Origin of the sequence: Paraburkholderia unamae, assembly GCF_003096875.1 — a bacterium.
In the GTDB taxonomy this organism is placed as follows: domain Bacteria; phylum Pseudomonadota; class Gammaproteobacteria; order Burkholderiales; family Burkholderiaceae; genus Paraburkholderia; species Paraburkholderia unamae.
The window spans coordinates 553,263-569,179 of the sequence record NZ_QEOB01000002.1 but is presented as its reverse complement, the minus strand read 5'-3'; the positions used below and the strand labels follow the sequence as shown (position 1 = coordinate 569,179).

Here is a 15,917-nt window from a genome sequence, read left to right as displayed (position 1 = left end):
TTTCCGTTTCGGGCCTGAGCCTGAGCGCGCCGATACCGGCAGGGGTACCGGCTGGGATGCCTGCTGGAATACCGTTTGATAGACTGGTTCTCCCGCCCGCTTTCCTTCGTCGTACCGTGCCGAACGCTCGACCGCTTCGCCAGATTCGTCCGCTCCAGCCGCTCCCCGCGCTGCTCGAAGAAATTCGCGCTTGCCACGCCTGCGCCGAAGTTCTGCCGCTCGGGCCGCGCCCGGTGCTACAGGCAAGCGCCACGTCGCGCCTGCTCATCGTCGGTCAGGCGCCGGGCGCGAAGGTGCATGCATCGGGCATTCCGTGGGACGACGCGAGCGGCGAGCGCCTGCGCGCATGGCTCGGCATCGACAGCGCAACGTTCTACGACGCCTCGCGCGTGGCGCTCGTGCCGATGGGGTTCTGCTACCCTGGCCGTGGCGGCGGCGGCGATAACCCGCCGCGCCCCGAATGCGCGCCGCTGTGGCACGAAAAGCTCATCGGGCAGCTCACAAATGTGCGTCTCACGCTGCTGGTCGGCCAGTACGCGCAGCGCTACTTTCTTGGCAACCGGCGCAAGGCGTCGCTCACCGAAACCGTCGCGGCCTGGCGCGAGTACGCGCCCGACTTTGTGCCGCTGCCGCACCCCTCGCCGCGCAACCAGCCCTGGCTCAAACGCCATCCGTGGTTCGGGCACGACGTGCTGCCGGCTTTGCAGGAACGCGTGGGCGCGCTCCTTGCGTCCACGAAGCCCAGGGCGCGAGACGCGCAATCCGCAAGAAAGGACTCGACAATGACGAAACCGGCAATCGATATCCAGCGTGTCTACGAGCCGCTGCCCGAAGGCGGGCATCACTGCTTTCTCGTCGACCGGCTGTGGCCGCGCGGGCTAAGCAAGGAAAAACTCGCGAATGTGGAATGGCTGAAGGAGGTGGCGCCGAGCACGGCGCTGCGCCAGTGGTTCCACAAGGACCCGGAGCAATGGACCGAATTCAGGAAGCGCTATCTGGACGAGTTGAACGCCAATCCAGATGGCTGGCAGCCGCTCGCCGAAGCGGCCGCCGCAGGGCACGTCACCCTGCTCTACGGCTCGCACGACACGCAGCGCAATCACGCGATCGTGCTGCGCGAGTATCTGGAGAAGAAGTTGCAGCACAAATAAGCATCAGGCGGGCGACGCGCGGCCGGCGGGTCGGCCAGGCGCGTCGTCCTGCTTTTATCGCCTGGTGCGCCGCTTAGAACAGATACATCCCCGCGACGAACACCACGCCCGAGAACAGCAGCGTCGTCACGCAATAGCCCATGATGTCGCGCACGCCGAGGCCCGCGATGGCGAGCGCGGGCAGCGCCCAGAACGGCTGCGCCATGTTGGTCCAGGCTTCGCCGTAAGCGATCGCCATGGCCGACTTGCCGAGATCCGCACCCAGCGCCTGCGCCGCCGGCATCACGAACGGCCCCTGCACCACCCAGTGGCCGCCGCCCGAAGGCACCGCGAAGTTGATCACCGCCGAGCTCAGGAACACGAGCAGCGGGAACGTGTGCACGTTCGCAATATCGACGAACCACTTGGTGATGACGCCCGCAAGCCCCGAGTGGTCCATCAGCGCCTGGATGCCTGCATAGAACGGGAACTGGATCATGATGCCCGAGGCGCCCTTCGCGGCGCCGGCCACGGCGCGCGCGTAGGCCATCGGCGTCTTGTGCAGCACGAGACCCGCCGCGAGGAACACCAGGTTCACGGTGTCGATGTCGAGCGCAAAGCCCTTCGCGTGGAAGCGAAAACCGAGGAACACGAAGCACAGCGCCGCCACCAGCAGCGAGAGAGCGCGGCTTTCCTCGATGCGCTCGGCGAAGGTCGCGTCGGGGCCGAGCTTGCGCTCGACGCTGGGCGGATCTTCGAGCAGCGCGGGATCGACCGAGACGACGTCTTCGGGCTTGGGCATCATGAGGCGCACGAGAATCGGCAGCAGCACGATCAGGCCGATCGTGATGAACGCGTTATAGCCCGTGAAAATGGTCTGCGAAACCGGGATCAGGCCGACGGCTTTTTCCATCGGGTTGCCCTTCGTGGCCGCCACGAGCGGCACCGAGCCGGAGAGCCCGCCGTGCCACGTGAGAAAGCCCATATACGCGGCCGCGACCAGCAGCCGGTAGTCCGTGCCGCGCACGCGGCGCGCCACTTCGCGCGAGAACATCGCGCCGAGCACGAGGCCGAAGCCCCAGTTGATCGCGCAGGCGATCGCCCCCACGAACGCCACGAGCATCACGCCCTGGCCCGGCGTGCGCGCGCAGCTTGCGAGCGCGACCAGCATGCGCTTGACCGGCGCGGAACTGGCGAGCGCGTGGCCCGTCACGAGAATCAGGACCATCTGCATCGCGAAGGCGAGCAGATTCCAGAAGCCCGAGCCCCACATCAGGACGAGCGCTTCGGGTGACTGCGGCGTGAGCGCGAACGCCAGCACGAAGGTCACGACGGTCAGGAGAATGGCGAAGATGAGCGGATCGGGCAAGATCCGATGCACTACGCCGGTGAAGAAATGGGAAATACGCTGAATCACGGTGGTCTGCTCCTCGTCTGCTGATACGGATTCGGCCGCTTGTTTTCATCGTTGCGAACCGAGGCCGCGATTCTTGCACAAGGCTGCACAATGCGTGCGTAACACGGGCAGGCTCGCAACGATTACATCTTGCTTTCGCCACTTTCGCCTGGCTGCGAAATAAGCCGTTACATGCACAGACGCGCCCAAAAAGGCTTATCTGCTACCGTTAGGGTTGCTATCTCAATAAATGTCCGGGTGATTGCACCCAGCGGGAGGCGGCAATGCGCAAGCAGTTTCTCGGTGTCGTGTTCGCCGGCCTGGCCGGCCTGTTCGCGGCTTCGCCGCCGGCACACGCCCAGTCTCAGGGCTTCACCAATCAAACCGTGAATCTCTACGCCGGCCCCGCCGCCGATTTTCCGATCGTCGCCCAGGTGCCGGGCGGCGTGGGGATCACGGTGTGGGGCTGCGTCGCCGGCTTCAGCTGGTGCGACGTGGGGATGCCCGGCCTGCGCGGCTGGGTCTATGGCAGTTTCATCAGCTACCCGTGGCAAGGACAGCGCGTACCGGTGATGGCCTACGGCCCGCGCATCGGCCTGCCTGTCGTCACGTTCTCGCTCGGCGCGTATTGGGGACTCCATTATCGCGACCGGCCGTGGTTCTCCAATCAGTCTCGCTGGGCACGCCATCCCGGCCCGCGGCCCGTGCCGCCGCCGCCCATCCGGCCGCGCCCGCCTTCACACGGCGCGGGGCGCCCGCCCGGCGGCGCACGGCCACCCTCGCAAGGCGGCGGCAATCGTCCGCCCAACAACGCCGGGCCGGGTAACCGGCCACCCGGCGCGGGCTCCGGCAATAACAACGCGCGGCCGCCGGGTCAAGGTAATGCGCGTCCGCCGAACCAGGGCAGCGGCAGGCCGAGCGGACAAGGCGGCGGGCGGCCGCAGGGTGGCGGCAACAGTCGTCCGCAGGGTGGTGGTGGCGGAGGCGGAGGCGCCGGTGGTGGTGGCGGTGGCGGCGGTGGTGGCGGTGGTGGCGGTGGTGGCGGTGGTGGCGGCGGTGGCGGCGGTGGCGGTGGCGGCGGTGGCGGTCGTCCGCCGCCTGGCAACTGACCTGCCGGTCAGGCTGCGCCGCAGTCTAGAAACGGTAGCCAATCCCGCCCAGTATCACGTCCGTATCGCGGCTATAGCGCGTGACCACGCGATTCCACGTCACGCGCGCGGCCCAGTGCGGCGTGAAGCGGTACGAAGCCGAGACGGAGACGAGCCCCGAGAGAATGCCGTCGCCGGTATCGCGCTGATCGGGGTGCTCACCGTGATGGATCGCCGCATAAAGCCCCGCGCCGAAACCCAGCGTGAGATGGTCGTCAAGGAACGCGCGCGTGAGCCAGAGTTGCGCCGTCGCGCCATCGCGCCGCGCCGAGATGCCGTTGCCTTCGTGCAGATAGCCTACGGTCGCGTCGATAAAGGAACTAAGGCCGCGGCGGTATTCGATCGCCTCGGCCGCCGATGTCTGTGACTGGAGGCTGTTGAGGATCGTCTCGCCCGCCATCAGCGTAATTTCGTTGTTCGTCACCTTCTGCGTGCGCGGCAGCGCGAAATCGCGCGGGCCTGGCGTGTCCGGCGCGTCGAGCTGGTAGCCGACGCCGAGCATGAGCGCCGTAGTGGAAGGCCCATGCGCGATCTGCACGCGATTGAGTTGCAGGTTCGCCGTCCAGCGCTGCGTGGCATACCACGTGGCACGCGCGCTGTAGAGCATGCCCCAGCCGTGCGTATCGGAATAGCCTGCGCCCTGCGAGGCGGCCTCCGTGTCGAAGTAGCGATACGGCCCGACGCCCAGCGCGAACACGAAACGCCGTTGCGCGAGCGGCAGCCGCGCCCACGCCTGAATAGCCTGACCGTCGCGGTGATGGTCGGGAATATGCCCTTCGTTGAGCCACGAAATGCTGCCGGCGAAATACTCGCCGAAGCCTTCCGTGTAATCCATTTGCCAGGAATAGGAATGGTCGGCGCCGCTTTTGAGCGGCCCGGTGTAAAGCGTGAACTCCTGCGCGCACACCGACCCCGAAGCCAGGGCGAGTGCCGTGGCGCTCACGCTGAACGCAGCTAGCGACGTGGTTGACTTCATGATGAGCGTTGTTGCGTAGAAGTCGCCGAGCTTAGTGCATGGCAATATGACTTGTGTAATGCGCTTCTTTCAGTCCATTACAAGGGCGGGATGCGGAAGATATTGCCCACTTCATTCGCATTCCTCATTAATATCCAAAAATAAAACGCCGCATCGAAGTGCGGCGTCATTCATTCAACACAATGTCGCGCGTCAGCGCACGTGGTGGCACACGCGCTGCTCGTGATGATGAACGTGCTCGACGTGGCACACCTCGTGATGATACGGCGCGGCAACGGCGGCGAGCGGTGCGAACATCGCGGCGCAGGAAATGAGGGCCAACAGGCGGGCAGCAGGCTTGATAACGGCGTTCATAGGTCGACTCTTGCGTAAAACAGCGTGGGATGAAACGAAAAGCCAGCACTGTACCGCAGAGTGCAACGTGCCGTATTACACGGATGTAACGGGCGTAGCGCGCGATGAAACGCTCTTGACATCGTTGGAGGCGCAACAGTCTGGCCTCTTTCCCGTTGAGCTTGCGCGCTCATTCGCTCCGGTCGTCGCCTTCGTCGTTCGTGAGACGGCGCAACAACTCACGGCCGCGCATGGTCAGCCGCAAGGTGGGGTCGCCTCCTCCTTCGTCCATCTCTACCAGGCGATAGCGCTTTAGTGCCAGAAAGTCGGAATCGAACGACTGTATGGGCGCGTTCGCGTCACGGATCAGTAGCAAGGTCGCCAGTTCGTGGTGGCTGAGCATCGGGTCTCTCCAGTCCTGAACTCACATTGCTCCACAGCATAGCGATCCAATCGTACAGTTTCGCTACAGTCTTGTTTCCCCGTGTTACGAGCCCGCCGACGACGGCGCGAGGAGCCACCCGCGCGCCGTCGCCCGATCCCTCAATCGATACTTAGTTGATTTCGAGTCGCTTACGGGCGCTCGCGATCTTTCTCGGCAGCACGAGCGTCAGCACGCCGTCCTTGTACTGCGCGCCCGCCTTTTCATCGTCGATTTCCGCGCCTAGCGTGAACGCGCGGCTCACGCTGCCCGTATAGCGCTCGCGACGCACCACGCGCTCGCCTTCCTTCAGTTCGGCGCCGCGCTCGACCTTCGCCGCGATCGACACGAGATTGCCGTCGATCTTCACGTCGATCGCGTCTTTCTCGACGCCGGGCATTTCGGCCTTCACCGTGTAACCCGCCTCGTCTTCGGTCACGTCGATGCGAATGCCGGCCGCCTGACCTTCCACGCCGCCCGTCGTGCGCAACGGCCGAAACAGCCCTTGAAACAGATCGGGCACACCTTCCAGCGAAAACGGATCGTGACGCGAGATATTGCTCATTGATGCCTCCATGGACTGAACGATTGCCGTGTCCGCGCATTGAACAAATGCAACGGACTCCTGAATAAACCATCAGCTATTCCCAGCTATTGCCGCGCATACTTACGCGGCCGGGTCAGCCGATAGCGAATCGTCGGCAACGAAGCGCACCGCTCGCGCGGCGCGGCCGATGCCGCTCACCGTTCCAACATGTAGGCGTCCGGCACGTTTGCAAGGCCCTTTTTCGCCATGTGTGAAAAAATTCGCGTGCGGGCGTTGCGTCACTGCATATGCATCCCGCCGTTGATCGCGATGTCGGCGCCGGTGATGAACGCCGCCTCATCCGAGCAGAGGAACGCCACGAGCGCCGCCACCTCGTCGGGCTGCCCGAGGCGGCCCATGGGAATCTGCGGCAGGATGCGCGTTTCCAGCACGTCCTTCGGCACGGCCTCCACCATCTGCGTAGCGAGATAGCCGGGCGACACCGTGTTCACCGTCACGCCCTTCTTCGCCACTTCCAGTGCGAGCGCCTTCGTGAAACCATGCATGCCGGCTTTTGCCGCCGCATAGTTGGTTTGTCCATACGCGCCGCGCGAGCCGTTCACCGAGCCGATATTGATGACGCGCCCGAAGCCGCGCTCGAGCATGCCGGGCAGAAACGGTTTCGTGACGTTGAAAAGCGCGTCGAGGTCGGTGCGCATCACGGTGTCCCAGTCGGCCTTCGCCATCTTCACGAAGCTGCGGTCGCAGGTGATGCCCGCGTTGTTGATGAGCACGTCCACCTGGCCCAATTCATGAAGCGCTTGCTGCGCCGCGCGCGTGCATGCCTCGAAATCGGCGACGTTCATCTCATGGCATTCGAAGTGGCGGCCTGCCGCGCGCTCACCGGCAAGCCAGGCGTCGGCGCGTGCGCTCGCCGACGAGCACGAAACCGCGACGGTCATGCCCGCGTCATGCAACCGCCGGCTGATCGCCTCGCCCAGCCCGCCCATGCCGCCCGTCACGAAGGCAACCCGTTTAGTGGCCATGCGGGCCTCCGCTTTCGCTCGCGCCCTGGGCACGGCTCGTGCGTGCGCCCGGCGCGTTGGCAGAAGCGGCAGCCGGACCGGCCGCGCCGTTCGTGGCGCCGGTCATCGCGCGCTCGAAGGCGTTCATCCACTCGCGCATCGGCAGCGCGCCGGCCGCGCTCGACGCCCCCGCCTGCGCGCCCGTGCAGGCGTCCTGCCACTGCTGCGCGAAACCGCGCGCCGTTTCGGACCACGTGCCCGCGTCCTGCAACGCGCCTGCGACACTCTCCTGCCAGAGCGCCGTGCTCGCGGCGAAATAGTCGCGCCAGACCGATTGCGTGGCGAGCGCGAAATCGCTCCAGTCGTGCGCGGTGCGCAGCGATTCGAGCACGCCCTCCAGCGCCTCGCGGTCGCGTTCGAGGCGGCGCTGCTCCAGCTTCAACAGGCGTTCGCGCCATTGCTGTTGCCCGGCAACCAGGCGCAGCGAGGCCGACGTGTTGGCGCGCCAGGCATCGAACGGCGCTTTGGGTTGGGATGCGGTAACCATGGTCAATCTCCTCCATGTGATGGCGGGAGCCCGGCGCGCAGCCGGGTGCGCTTTGCAAGCAGTGCAGCGAGTGCGGCAATCGTGGCGGTTGCGGCAGCCGGGGGCCGCGACGGACGCAGGCAGCGGCGCGCGAAAGAAACGAACGCTGCGCTTCAGGCGCGACGATGGTGGATGGATTGCTTCGGAGTGCGGCGCGTCCGCAAGACAGTCGGCTCAAGCCAACATCATAGGCAGGAAGAAGGACTCTCGCGTGACGAATCGCGAGGCCACCGCTCGATCAACGTCACAAATCAAGATAGTTGATGCGCGGTGGCTCACTATTGGCGGGAATTTTGCGAGTATTTCGCGACGGAACGCCGCGCAGGCAGGGACCGGCGGAAAAAGCGCAGGGAAATGTGACGGCGCAGCGCGGCGCGCAGGCTGGCGCACCCGCGCACTGCCCACGATGCGAACCACCACGCTGCGCGCACTGCGGCCGAGCGCGAGCTCAAGGCCGCCCGGCCGGTGAAACCGGCGGCCCGGATCAGGCGGCCGGCACCTCTTCTTCGCGCACCAGCATGACCGGACGGTCCGCCATGCGCAGGAACGACTCCGCCACGCTGCCGAGCAGCAGCCGCTTCATGCCCGAGTGGCCGCGCGTGCCCATCACAACGAGATCCGCACCTTCCTCGGCGGCGATGCGCGAAATGACGGAGGCAATTTCCTCTCCGTTCGCGTCGGCGGCGCGCGTGGAGCCCGTCACCTGAGCCTGCGCGAACACCGTTCTGGCTTCTTCCAGCGCCGCGGTCGCGGCGTCGTTTTCCGCCGAGTGGCGCGCCTGTTCCTCGGCGAAACCCGTGCTCACGTCCACGAGCCGCGCCGGATGCCGCACGACGCACAGCGCCTCGACCGCGGCCCCGGTCGCCTTCGCAATCTTCACGGCCTCGTCCAGCGCGCGGCGGCCGCTGCGGCTGCCATCCACCGCTACCAGAATCTGCTTGTACATCGTGGACCTCCCGGGCGTCGCCCATGGTGCGCGGCACGGCCTGCGCGCACCGGGCCTTGTGAGCGTGGCGCGCGTCGGCCTGCCGGCCGTTGCGTGTCGTGCACCGCGTTTCCGGCGGCGCACGTAGTGTCAAAATCCTTGTATCGCATTTGGGTACCGATGCGCACCTTCGCGAGTGCGACCCGTTGTCACCGCCGCGCCATCATCAACGCCATCGACGTCATCGTCGGAACACGGGCGCGCTCAACGCATCGTCAACACCGCCGCGCCCGTGAGCCGCCCTTCGCGCAGATCGGCGAGCGCCTCGTTCGCGCGCGCAAGCGGATACGGCGTGGTCTCGATTTCCAGCTTGTGGCGCGCGGCGATCGCCATGAACGTCGCACCGTCCTCGCGCGTGAGGTTTGCCACGGAAACAATGCGCCGCTCCTCCCACAGCCAGGCATACGGAAACGACGGAATATCGCTCATGTGGATGCCGCCGCACACGACGATGCCGCCCTTGGTCAGCGCACGCAGCGCCGCGGGCACGAGCGCGCCGACCGGCGCGAACAGGAGTGCGGCGTCGAGTTCCTCGGGTGCGCGCTCGTCGCTGCCACCGGCCCATTCCGCGCCCAGGCGCCGCGCAAATTGCTGCGCCGCCGTATCGCCGGGTCGCGTGAACGCGTAGACCGTGCGCCCTTCGTGCCGCGCGACCTGCGCGACCTGCGCGACGATATGCGCGGCCGCGCCGAAGCCGTAAATACCGATGCGCTTCGCATCGCCTGCCATCGCAAGCGACCGATAGCCGATGAGCCCCGCGCAGAGCAGCGGCGCGGCCTCGACATCGCTGTACTGGCGCGGCAGATGAAAGCAATAGTGCGCGTCGGCGACGGTGCGCGTGGCGTAGCCGCCGTCGATCGTATAGCCGGTGAAGCCGGGCGTGTCGCAGAGATTCTCGCGCCCGTTCGCGCAGAAGCGGCAGTGGCCGCATGTGTGACCGAGCCAGGGCACGCCCACGCGGTCGCCCGGTGCGAAACCAGTCACGCCCGCGCCGAGCGCCGCAACCGTGCCGACGATCTCGTGCCCTGGAATCACGGGCTTCTTCGGGTGCGTGAGATCGCCATCGACTACGTGGAGGTCGGTTCGGCAGACGCCGCAGGCATGGACGTCGATCAGCAACTCGCCCGCGCCCGGCTGCGGATCGGGCAACTCGACTTCACGCAGCCGTGGATTTTCGCCGTCGAACACCATCGCCCGCATCGCTTCGCTCCTCGCATGAATGCAGCCCACACGCCGCGTCGGCTGTCATTAATCATGTTACGCGGTCGGCCGCTGCGTCGCCCGCTGAATTGCCGGCGCGCACCCTGCGACGCGCCGCCGCGGGACATCCTCGCGTGGCGCGCCGCGCGATCGTGGCAACATAAGACGATTCCCTCTGGACCACGAGGCCCCGCCGCGAGGCGCTTCGCGCGCTTGTCCGCGCCACGCTCGCCTCGTTCGGCGCGCACGCCAGGTGCGCCCTGCCGCACCCCGCGCATCTGCGCCTCGGTCCGCCTTCCGCCGCCGCGCAACCGGAGCCCCTGCATGAATGCAACCGACACCCCCGCCCACCCGCCGCTCTCCGACGACCTGCTGCGCCGCATGGACGCCTGGTGGCGCGCGGCGAACTACGTCTCGGTGGGCCAGATCTACCTGCTCGCCAATCCGCTGCTGCGCGAACCGCTCCAGCTCACGCACGTCAAGCCGCGCCTGCTCGGCCATTGGGGCACCACGCCGGGCCTCAATTTCCTCTACACGCACCTGAACCGCATCATCAACGAGCGCGATCTCGACGTGCTGTTTCTCGCCGGGCCAGGTCACGGCGGGCCGGCCGTGGTCGCGAACACCTGGCTCGAAGGCACCTACAGCGAGACCTGGCCCAACGTGCCGCAAGACGAAGAAGGCATGGCCGCGCTCTTCAAGCAGTTCAGCTTTCCGGGCGGGATTCCAAGCCACGTCGCGCCGCAAACGCCGGGCTCGATTCACGAAGGCGGCGAGCTTGGGTACTCGCTCTCGCACTCCTATGGCGCGGTGTTCGACAACCCGGACCTGATCGTCGCCTGCGTGGTCGGCGACGGCGAGGCCGAAACCGGCCCGCTCGCCACGGCCTGGCACTCCAACAAATTTCTCAATCCGGCCACCGACGGCGCCGTGCTGCCCATCCTCCATCTGAACGGCTTCAAGATCGCGGGGCCGACGGTGCTCGCGCGCATCGGCGACGACGAGCTCGCCTCGCTCATGAAGGGTTACGGCCACGAGCCCATCTTCGTGGAAGCGGAAGCACCCGAAGTGGCCCATCGGCTAATGGCCGCCGCATTCGACACGGCGTTCGACCAAATCGCGCGCATCCAGAAGGCCGCGCGCGAACTCGCCGACGAGCAGGGCAACCTGCCGCCCGGTTACCCGCGCCCGCGCTGGCCAATGATCGTGATGCGCACGCCGAAGGGCTGGACCGGCCCGAAGACGGTCGATGGCCAGAAGACCGAAGGTTCGTGGCGCTCGCACCAGGTGCCGCTCGCCAATATCGCCAAACCGGGCCATCTGGCGCAGCTCGAAAGCTGGATGCGCAGCTACAAGCCCGAGGAGCTATTCGACGCGCAGGGCCGCCTCCTTCCCGACATCGCCGCGCTCGCGCCGCAAGGCGAAAAGCGCATGAGCGCCAACCCTCGCTCGAACGGCGGCGGGCGCGTGCGCGAGCTGCGCGTGCCCGCGTTCGAGCGCCACGCCGTGGACGTGCCCGCACCGGGCCAGGTGGACGCCGAAGCCACGCGCGTGATGGGCGCGTTTCTGCGTGAGGTGATGCGCGTGAACGAGCCCACGCGCAACTTCCGCATCTTCGGACCGGACGAAACGGCCTCGAACCGCTGGAGCGACGTGTTCGACGTGACGTCGCGCACCTGGCTCGCGGAGGTGACGCCCGACGACATCCAGCTCGCCACCAACGGCCGTGTGATGGAAATCCTGTCCGAGCACACCTGCCAGGGCTGGCTGGAAGGCTATCTGCTCACGGGCCGGCACGGCTTCATGTCGTGCTACGAAGCGTTCATCCATATCATCGACTCGATGTTCAACCAGCACGCGAAGTGGCTGAAGGTGATTCGCGAGATTCCGTGGCGGCGCCCGCTCCCCTCGCTCAACTACCTGCTCACCTCGCACGTGTGGCGTCAGGACCATAACGGCTTCAGCCACCAGGACCCGGGCTTCATCGACTATGCGGTGAACAAGAAGTCGGACACCGTGCGCGTGTACCTGCCGCCCGACGCCAACACGCTGCTGGCCGTCACCGACCACGTGATGCGCACATGGAACCGCATCAACATCATCGTGGCGGGCAAGCAGCCGCAGGCGCAATGGCTCGACATGGACGCGGCTATCCGCCATTGCGCGGACGGCATCGGCATCTGGCAATGGGCGAGCAACGACGACGGCGGCGAGCCCGACGTGGTGATGGCCTGCGCCGGCGACGTGCCGACGCTGGAAACGCTCGCGGCCGTGGACCTGCTGCGCACCTGCCTGCCCGACCTGAAGGTGCGCGTGGTGAACGTGGTGGACCTGATGACGCTGGAGCCTGCCGACCGCCATCCGCACGGCCTGCCGGACGCCGACTTCAACGCACTCTTCACGACCGACAAGCCGGTGATCTTCGCGCACCACAGCTACCCGTCGCTGATCCACCGGCTCACCTACCGGCGCGCGAACCACGCGAACATCCATGTGCACGGCTTCATCGAGGAAGGCACGACGACCACGCCGTTCGACATGACGGTGGTGAACCGGCTCGATCGCTTTCACCTGTGCGAGGCCGTGATCGACCGCGTGGAAGGGCTCGCGCAACGGGCGGCGCACCTGCGCCAGACGCTGCACGACAAGCTGGCCGCGCACCGCCGCTACGTGGACGAGCACGGCGACGACATGCCGGAGATCCGCAACTGGCGCTGGCCCGGCGCGCACAGCGCGCAAGGCGGCAGCGGGGTCGCTTGACCTAGCCTCACTTGACCTGGCTTAACGGGCTTAACTCGCTTGACCGGCTTGACGCGACTTTGGGCCGCCCGGCGACCGCGTGCCGCGGGTCAGGCCGGCTTGGAGCGTCCGAACACGCGCGCGAACGCCGTAACGAACGCGTCGAGCCGCTTCGAGTCGAGGCAGTCGATGCCCGCCGCGCCCACGCGGCCGTTACCGCCGGGAAAAGCGCGGCAGACTTCGTCGGCGCCGCGCGGCTGCGCGAGCGGCGCGCGCACGCTCACGGCATAGTTGCCGTCGGCGTTCACGCTCAGCACGGCGTGCGCGCGCGAAGGCTCCTCGTTGGCAAGCACGTTGGCGAACACGCCGCGCACGCGGCGCGCCCACGGCTCGTCGGGCAGCACGCACACACTGCCGTACTGCAAGGCGATGAGCGGCGCGATGGCCTGGGCCAGTTCGAGGTCTTCGTGACGGCAGCGGGCAAGCTGCGCGACGATGGGCTCCGAGGCGATAAAGTCGAACGGGCTCTCATAGGGTTTCATCGTCGCGTACAGGTCGAGCGGCGCGATCACGAGGTCTTCGACGCAGTCGCCATAAGCGTTGTAGTTGATCGACTCGCCCAGCTCGCGAAGCGGGTCGGCCTGCGCCGCGTCGAGCCCGGCCTGCTGCGCGAGCGCGCGCGCCGTATCGGGCAGGTTGTCGCCCCAGGCGGCGGCGATCGCCCAAGGCCGGTAGCGGCCGGCCAGGTGCCGGTCGACGAGCACGCTCGTGCAGACCTGCGCCGTGGTGTCGATATGCGCAATGAGATTCGTGCACACAGGCAGGTCGCCCGCGTGATGATGGTCGAAATATTCGACCGCGACGCCCTTGGCGAGCAGCGCGGCGAGCGCCGTGCGATTCACCTCGAACGAGATGTCGAGCACCGTGAGGGAGTCGCCGGGTTCGGCCGGCACGCGCGCGACCAGCGCGATATCGCGCTTGGCCCCGGTGATGAGCGTCGCTTCGCGCGGCCTTGCGAGCCGCAGTTGGTGGAGCGCGCAGATGCCGTCCGCGTCGCCATTGAATACGTCGAAATGCGCCATGTCTCCGAATTTCCATTGGGTTGAGCTTGACAGTATCGCGCAGCCTCGCCGGATTGCACAAAAGGTGCAATATGCCGATGGAGGCGCAGGCCGTTTCGATCAACCCGGCCCCATGCCGCACAACCGCTCGTGTGCGCCCACCCGCGCGTGGGTTCGCACACGACGCCGCTGCCCCACCGTCCCAGGACTCCCACGCCTTCGACACCGATGTCCGATACCCCACTCTCCCGTCATGTTCTCAACCGTCGGCGCGCCGCGCGCCGCCATGTCCGCCTCGTGGACGCCGCCCTCACGCGCGCCTCGACCTACGCTCATCCGGCCGGGCATGTCGTGCGCATCGAGACGCACATTTCCGTGGTGTATCTCGCCGGGAGGTACGCCTACAAGATCATGAAGCCCGTGGATTTCGGCTTCGTCGATTTCGTGCGGCTCGACGCGCGACGTCGTTGCTGCGAAGCTGAGATTCGTCTGAATGCGCCGTTCGCGGGTGCGATTTATCGCAACGTGTGCGCACTGTTTATAGACGGGAGGCGGTGCCGGCTCGGGCGCGGCAACGCAAAGGCGATTGACTACGCGGTGCGCATGCGGCGCTTCGACCAGCGCATGTTGTTCTCCAACTTGCTCGCGCAAGGTGAATTGAGCGCGGGCGATATCGATGCGGCCGCATCGAAGCTTGCCGAAAGCCATCGGCATGCTCGCCGCGCCGGGCGCGGAGCGCGGGCGGCCGCCGCACGCCTCGGTTCGGCGGCGCTGCTGCGCGAACAGGTGCTCGCGGCCCTCGCGCCGCTCGAAACAGACCCACGCACGGCACGCGTCGTGCGCGACGCCGGGTTGCGCGCCACCTGCGAAAGCGAACTCGCAAGACTTGCGGCGCACCTCGACGCGCGCCGTGCGAACGGCTTCGTGCGCGCCTGCCACGGCGACCTGCATCTCGACAACATCGTCCGCCACGGGCGGCATGCGCTGATGTTCGACTGCATCGAGTTCAGCGACGAACTGCGATGGATCGACGTGACCTGCGATCTCGCCTTCCTGCTGATGGACCTGCGCGCGCACGATCACACGGCGCACGCGCACCGGCTGCTCAACCGCTACCTCGAATCGACAGGCGATTTTGCGGGGCTCGCGGCGCTGCGGATCGATATCGTTTATCGCGCACTGGTGAGGGCCCTGGTGGCACTGCTCAAGGCGGGCCGGCCAGAACGCGAGGAAGAGAACAGGCGCGAAGGCAAATACTCGCGCTACCTGGCGCTGGCGGCCAACGAGGCGCGCGCGATACGCGAACACACGCCGTGGCTGCTGCTGTGTCACGGGTTTTCAGGTTCGGGAAAGTCCGTCGCGAGCCGCTCGTTAGCCGAGCGATGCGAAGTCGTGCGCGTTTCGAGCGATCTCGAACGCAAGCGCCCGGGACCGTTCGCCGCGCCCATGCTCGACGCCCTGCCTGCAAGCGCCTACACGAAGGCCTCGGTCGATGCCCACTACGACCGCCTGGTCGCGCATGTGCGAGACGTATTGAATGCGGGCTATACCACGCTGGTCGATGCGACGTTTTTGAAGGCCGCGCATCGTGCGCGCTTCGCGGCGCTTGCGCGCGAGTTGAACCGGCCCATGCTGATCCTGAATTTCCACGCGCCGCAGGCACGCCTGGCCGAACGAGTGGATGCCCGCGCGCGCGGACCGCGCGACGCCTCCGACGCGGGCGCCGACGTGCTGGCCGCACAAGTCTCCCAGGCCGACGCGCTCGATGCGCAAGAGCGCCTGCATACCGTCGACCTCGACACCGATGTTCCGATCGAGGCCTTCTCGCACGCGCAGTGGTGGGCGCCGCTATTCGAGCGAATGCGCGCCGAGAATGGCGAGATTTGACGCGGCAGCGGACTCATGATCCGCCGCCCGCGCCGAGTTCGCACACCCGGCGGGCTCACCGCTCCGCGAACGGCCGCACGAGCGGCCAGCGCAGCGTGGACGCCACCGGAAAGCGCGGCTTGCGGCCGGCCGGCGCGCGCCAGGGCTGCATGCGCGAGGCCATTGCCGTGCACAGCGCGATCCCGTCCTCGCCATACAGGCGCTCCATGGCGTGATGGACGAGACCGGCGTCGAACCACAGCTTGAAGCGGCGGTGACACGTCCGGAAATCGGGATAGGACTCGGGCAACTTCGACCAGACCGAGCCGGTCGCCAGCACCCAAAGAATGCCGGCGAAAACGAGGCGGGGATTATGCGCGGGGCGCCCGCGGCGGCGACCATCGACGCGGACTTCGTGAAACATTGGCTCGATGCTGCGCCACTGCGCATCGGTCAGCTCCGGAGATATACGGGAAGACATCTGATGATCCATGTGAGGTTATCTGACACAACATGACTAAATTA

Annotated in this window: 15 protein-coding genes and 1 pseudogene; 5 read left to right on the top strand and 11 right to left on the bottom strand. The window is 66.8% G+C overall.

All coding sequences use genetic code 11. From position 1 onward, the window contains the following. Positions 1 to 56: 56 nt before the first annotated feature. Both C7402_RS47600 and C7402_RS47595 read left to right on the top strand, forming a co-directional pair. Positions 57 to 752 (top strand): annotated as a pseudogene (locus tag C7402_RS47600) (uracil-DNA glycosylase family protein); the annotation flags it as partial. Positions 753 to 782: 30 nt separating this feature from the next. Continuing rightward, a complete protein-coding gene (locus tag C7402_RS47595) occupies positions 783 to 1,151 on the top strand; it encodes a DUF488 domain-containing protein (protein WP_165841806.1) in 369 nt (122 codons plus the stop codon). 73 nt (positions 1,152 to 1,224) lie between these two features. On the opposite strand, the gene C7402_RS06480 is transcribed toward C7402_RS47595, so the two are convergent. After that, the gene (locus tag C7402_RS06480) at positions 1,225 to 2,547 is read right to left on the bottom strand and encodes a TIGR00366 family protein (protein WP_112169139.1); all 1,323 of its coding nucleotides are present in this window, start codon (positions 2,545 to 2,547) and stop codon (positions 1,225 to 1,227) included. Between the two features lie 263 nt (positions 2,548 to 2,810). Here C7402_RS06480 and C7402_RS06475 point away from each other — a divergent pair, with 263 nt between their 5' ends. Further along, positions 2,811 to 3,635, top strand: coding sequence for an SH3 domain-containing protein (locus C7402_RS06475; RefSeq protein WP_165841800.1), 825 nt, complete (start codon positions 2,811 to 2,813; stop codon positions 3,633 to 3,635). A 25-nt stretch (positions 3,636 to 3,660) separates the two neighbouring features. Here C7402_RS06475 and C7402_RS06465 read toward each other — a convergent pair whose 3' ends face one another. The 8 genes from C7402_RS06465 to C7402_RS06435 all read right to left on the bottom strand — a co-directional run bounded on the left by C7402_RS06465 (position 3,661) and on the right by C7402_RS06435 (position 9,726). Then, the gene (locus C7402_RS06465; protein WP_116610093.1) at positions 3,661 to 4,650 is read right to left on the bottom strand and encodes a hypothetical protein; all 990 of its coding nucleotides are present in this window, start codon (positions 4,648 to 4,650) and stop codon (positions 3,661 to 3,663) included. A 192-nt stretch (positions 4,651 to 4,842) separates the two neighbouring features. Next, entirely contained in the window at positions 4,843 to 5,004 is a 162-nt protein-coding gene (locus C7402_RS46805) for a hypothetical protein (RefSeq protein WP_165841799.1), read from the bottom strand. 169 nt (positions 5,005 to 5,173) lie between these two features. Next, positions 5,174 to 5,386 carry a hypothetical protein gene (locus C7402_RS06460; protein ID WP_112169141.1) on the bottom strand — a complete coding sequence of 71 codons (213 nt, stop codon included), beginning with the start codon at positions 5,384 to 5,386 and terminating at the stop codon, positions 5,174 to 5,176. Positions 5,387 to 5,537: 151 nt separating this feature from the next. Then, complete coding sequence (locus tag C7402_RS06455; RefSeq protein WP_112169143.1) at positions 5,538 to 5,969, bottom strand: Hsp20/alpha crystallin family protein; 432 nt, start codon at positions 5,967 to 5,969, stop codon at positions 5,538 to 5,540. A gap of 260 nt (positions 5,970 to 6,229) precedes the next feature. Beyond that, positions 6,230 to 6,976, bottom strand: a complete 747-nt coding sequence (gene phbB / locus C7402_RS06450) for an acetoacetyl-CoA reductase (RefSeq protein WP_116610016.1) — start codon at positions 6,974 to 6,976, stop codon at positions 6,230 to 6,232. Beyond that, entirely contained in the window at positions 6,966 to 7,502 is a 537-nt protein-coding gene (locus C7402_RS06445; RefSeq protein WP_116610015.1) for a hypothetical protein, read from the bottom strand. The genes phbB and C7402_RS06445 overlap by 11 nt, the downstream gene beginning before the upstream one ends. A gap of 523 nt (positions 7,503 to 8,025) precedes the next feature. Further along, positions 8,026 to 8,487, bottom strand: coding sequence for a universal stress protein (locus C7402_RS06440; RefSeq protein ID WP_116610014.1), 462 nt, complete (start codon positions 8,485 to 8,487; stop codon positions 8,026 to 8,028). Between the two features lie 243 nt (positions 8,488 to 8,730). After that, positions 8,731 to 9,726 carry a zinc-dependent alcohol dehydrogenase family protein gene (locus C7402_RS06435; protein ID WP_116610013.1) on the bottom strand — a complete coding sequence of 332 codons (996 nt, stop codon included), beginning with the start codon at positions 9,724 to 9,726 and terminating at the stop codon, positions 8,731 to 8,733. A gap of 324 nt (positions 9,727 to 10,050) precedes the next feature. Here C7402_RS06435 and C7402_RS06430 point away from each other — a divergent pair, with 324 nt between their 5' ends. Beyond that, the gene (locus tag C7402_RS06430) at positions 10,051 to 12,486 is read left to right on the top strand and encodes a phosphoketolase family protein (protein WP_116610012.1); all 2,436 of its coding nucleotides are present in this window, start codon (positions 10,051 to 10,053) and stop codon (positions 12,484 to 12,486) included. Positions 12,487 to 12,575: 89 nt separating this feature from the next. Here C7402_RS06430 and C7402_RS06425 read toward each other — a convergent pair whose 3' ends face one another. Next, the gene (locus tag C7402_RS06425) at positions 12,576 to 13,547 is read right to left on the bottom strand and encodes an acetyltransferase (protein WP_116610011.1); all 972 of its coding nucleotides are present in this window, start codon (positions 13,545 to 13,547) and stop codon (positions 12,576 to 12,578) included. A 207-nt stretch (positions 13,548 to 13,754) separates the two neighbouring features. Between C7402_RS06425 and C7402_RS06420 the strand changes: the two genes are divergently transcribed. Beyond that, positions 13,755 to 15,413 carry a bifunctional aminoglycoside phosphotransferase/ATP-binding protein gene (locus tag C7402_RS06420; RefSeq protein WP_116610010.1) on the top strand — a complete coding sequence of 553 codons (1,659 nt, stop codon included), beginning with the start codon at positions 13,755 to 13,757 and terminating at the stop codon, positions 15,411 to 15,413. 55 nt (positions 15,414 to 15,468) lie between these two features. Here the strand turns inward: C7402_RS06420 and C7402_RS06415 are convergent, their stop codons facing one another. Continuing rightward, the gene (locus C7402_RS06415) at positions 15,469 to 15,873 is read right to left on the bottom strand and encodes a transposase (RefSeq protein ID WP_165841798.1); all 405 of its coding nucleotides are present in this window, start codon (positions 15,871 to 15,873) and stop codon (positions 15,469 to 15,471) included. Between the last annotated feature and the right edge of the window lie 44 nt (positions 15,874 to 15,917).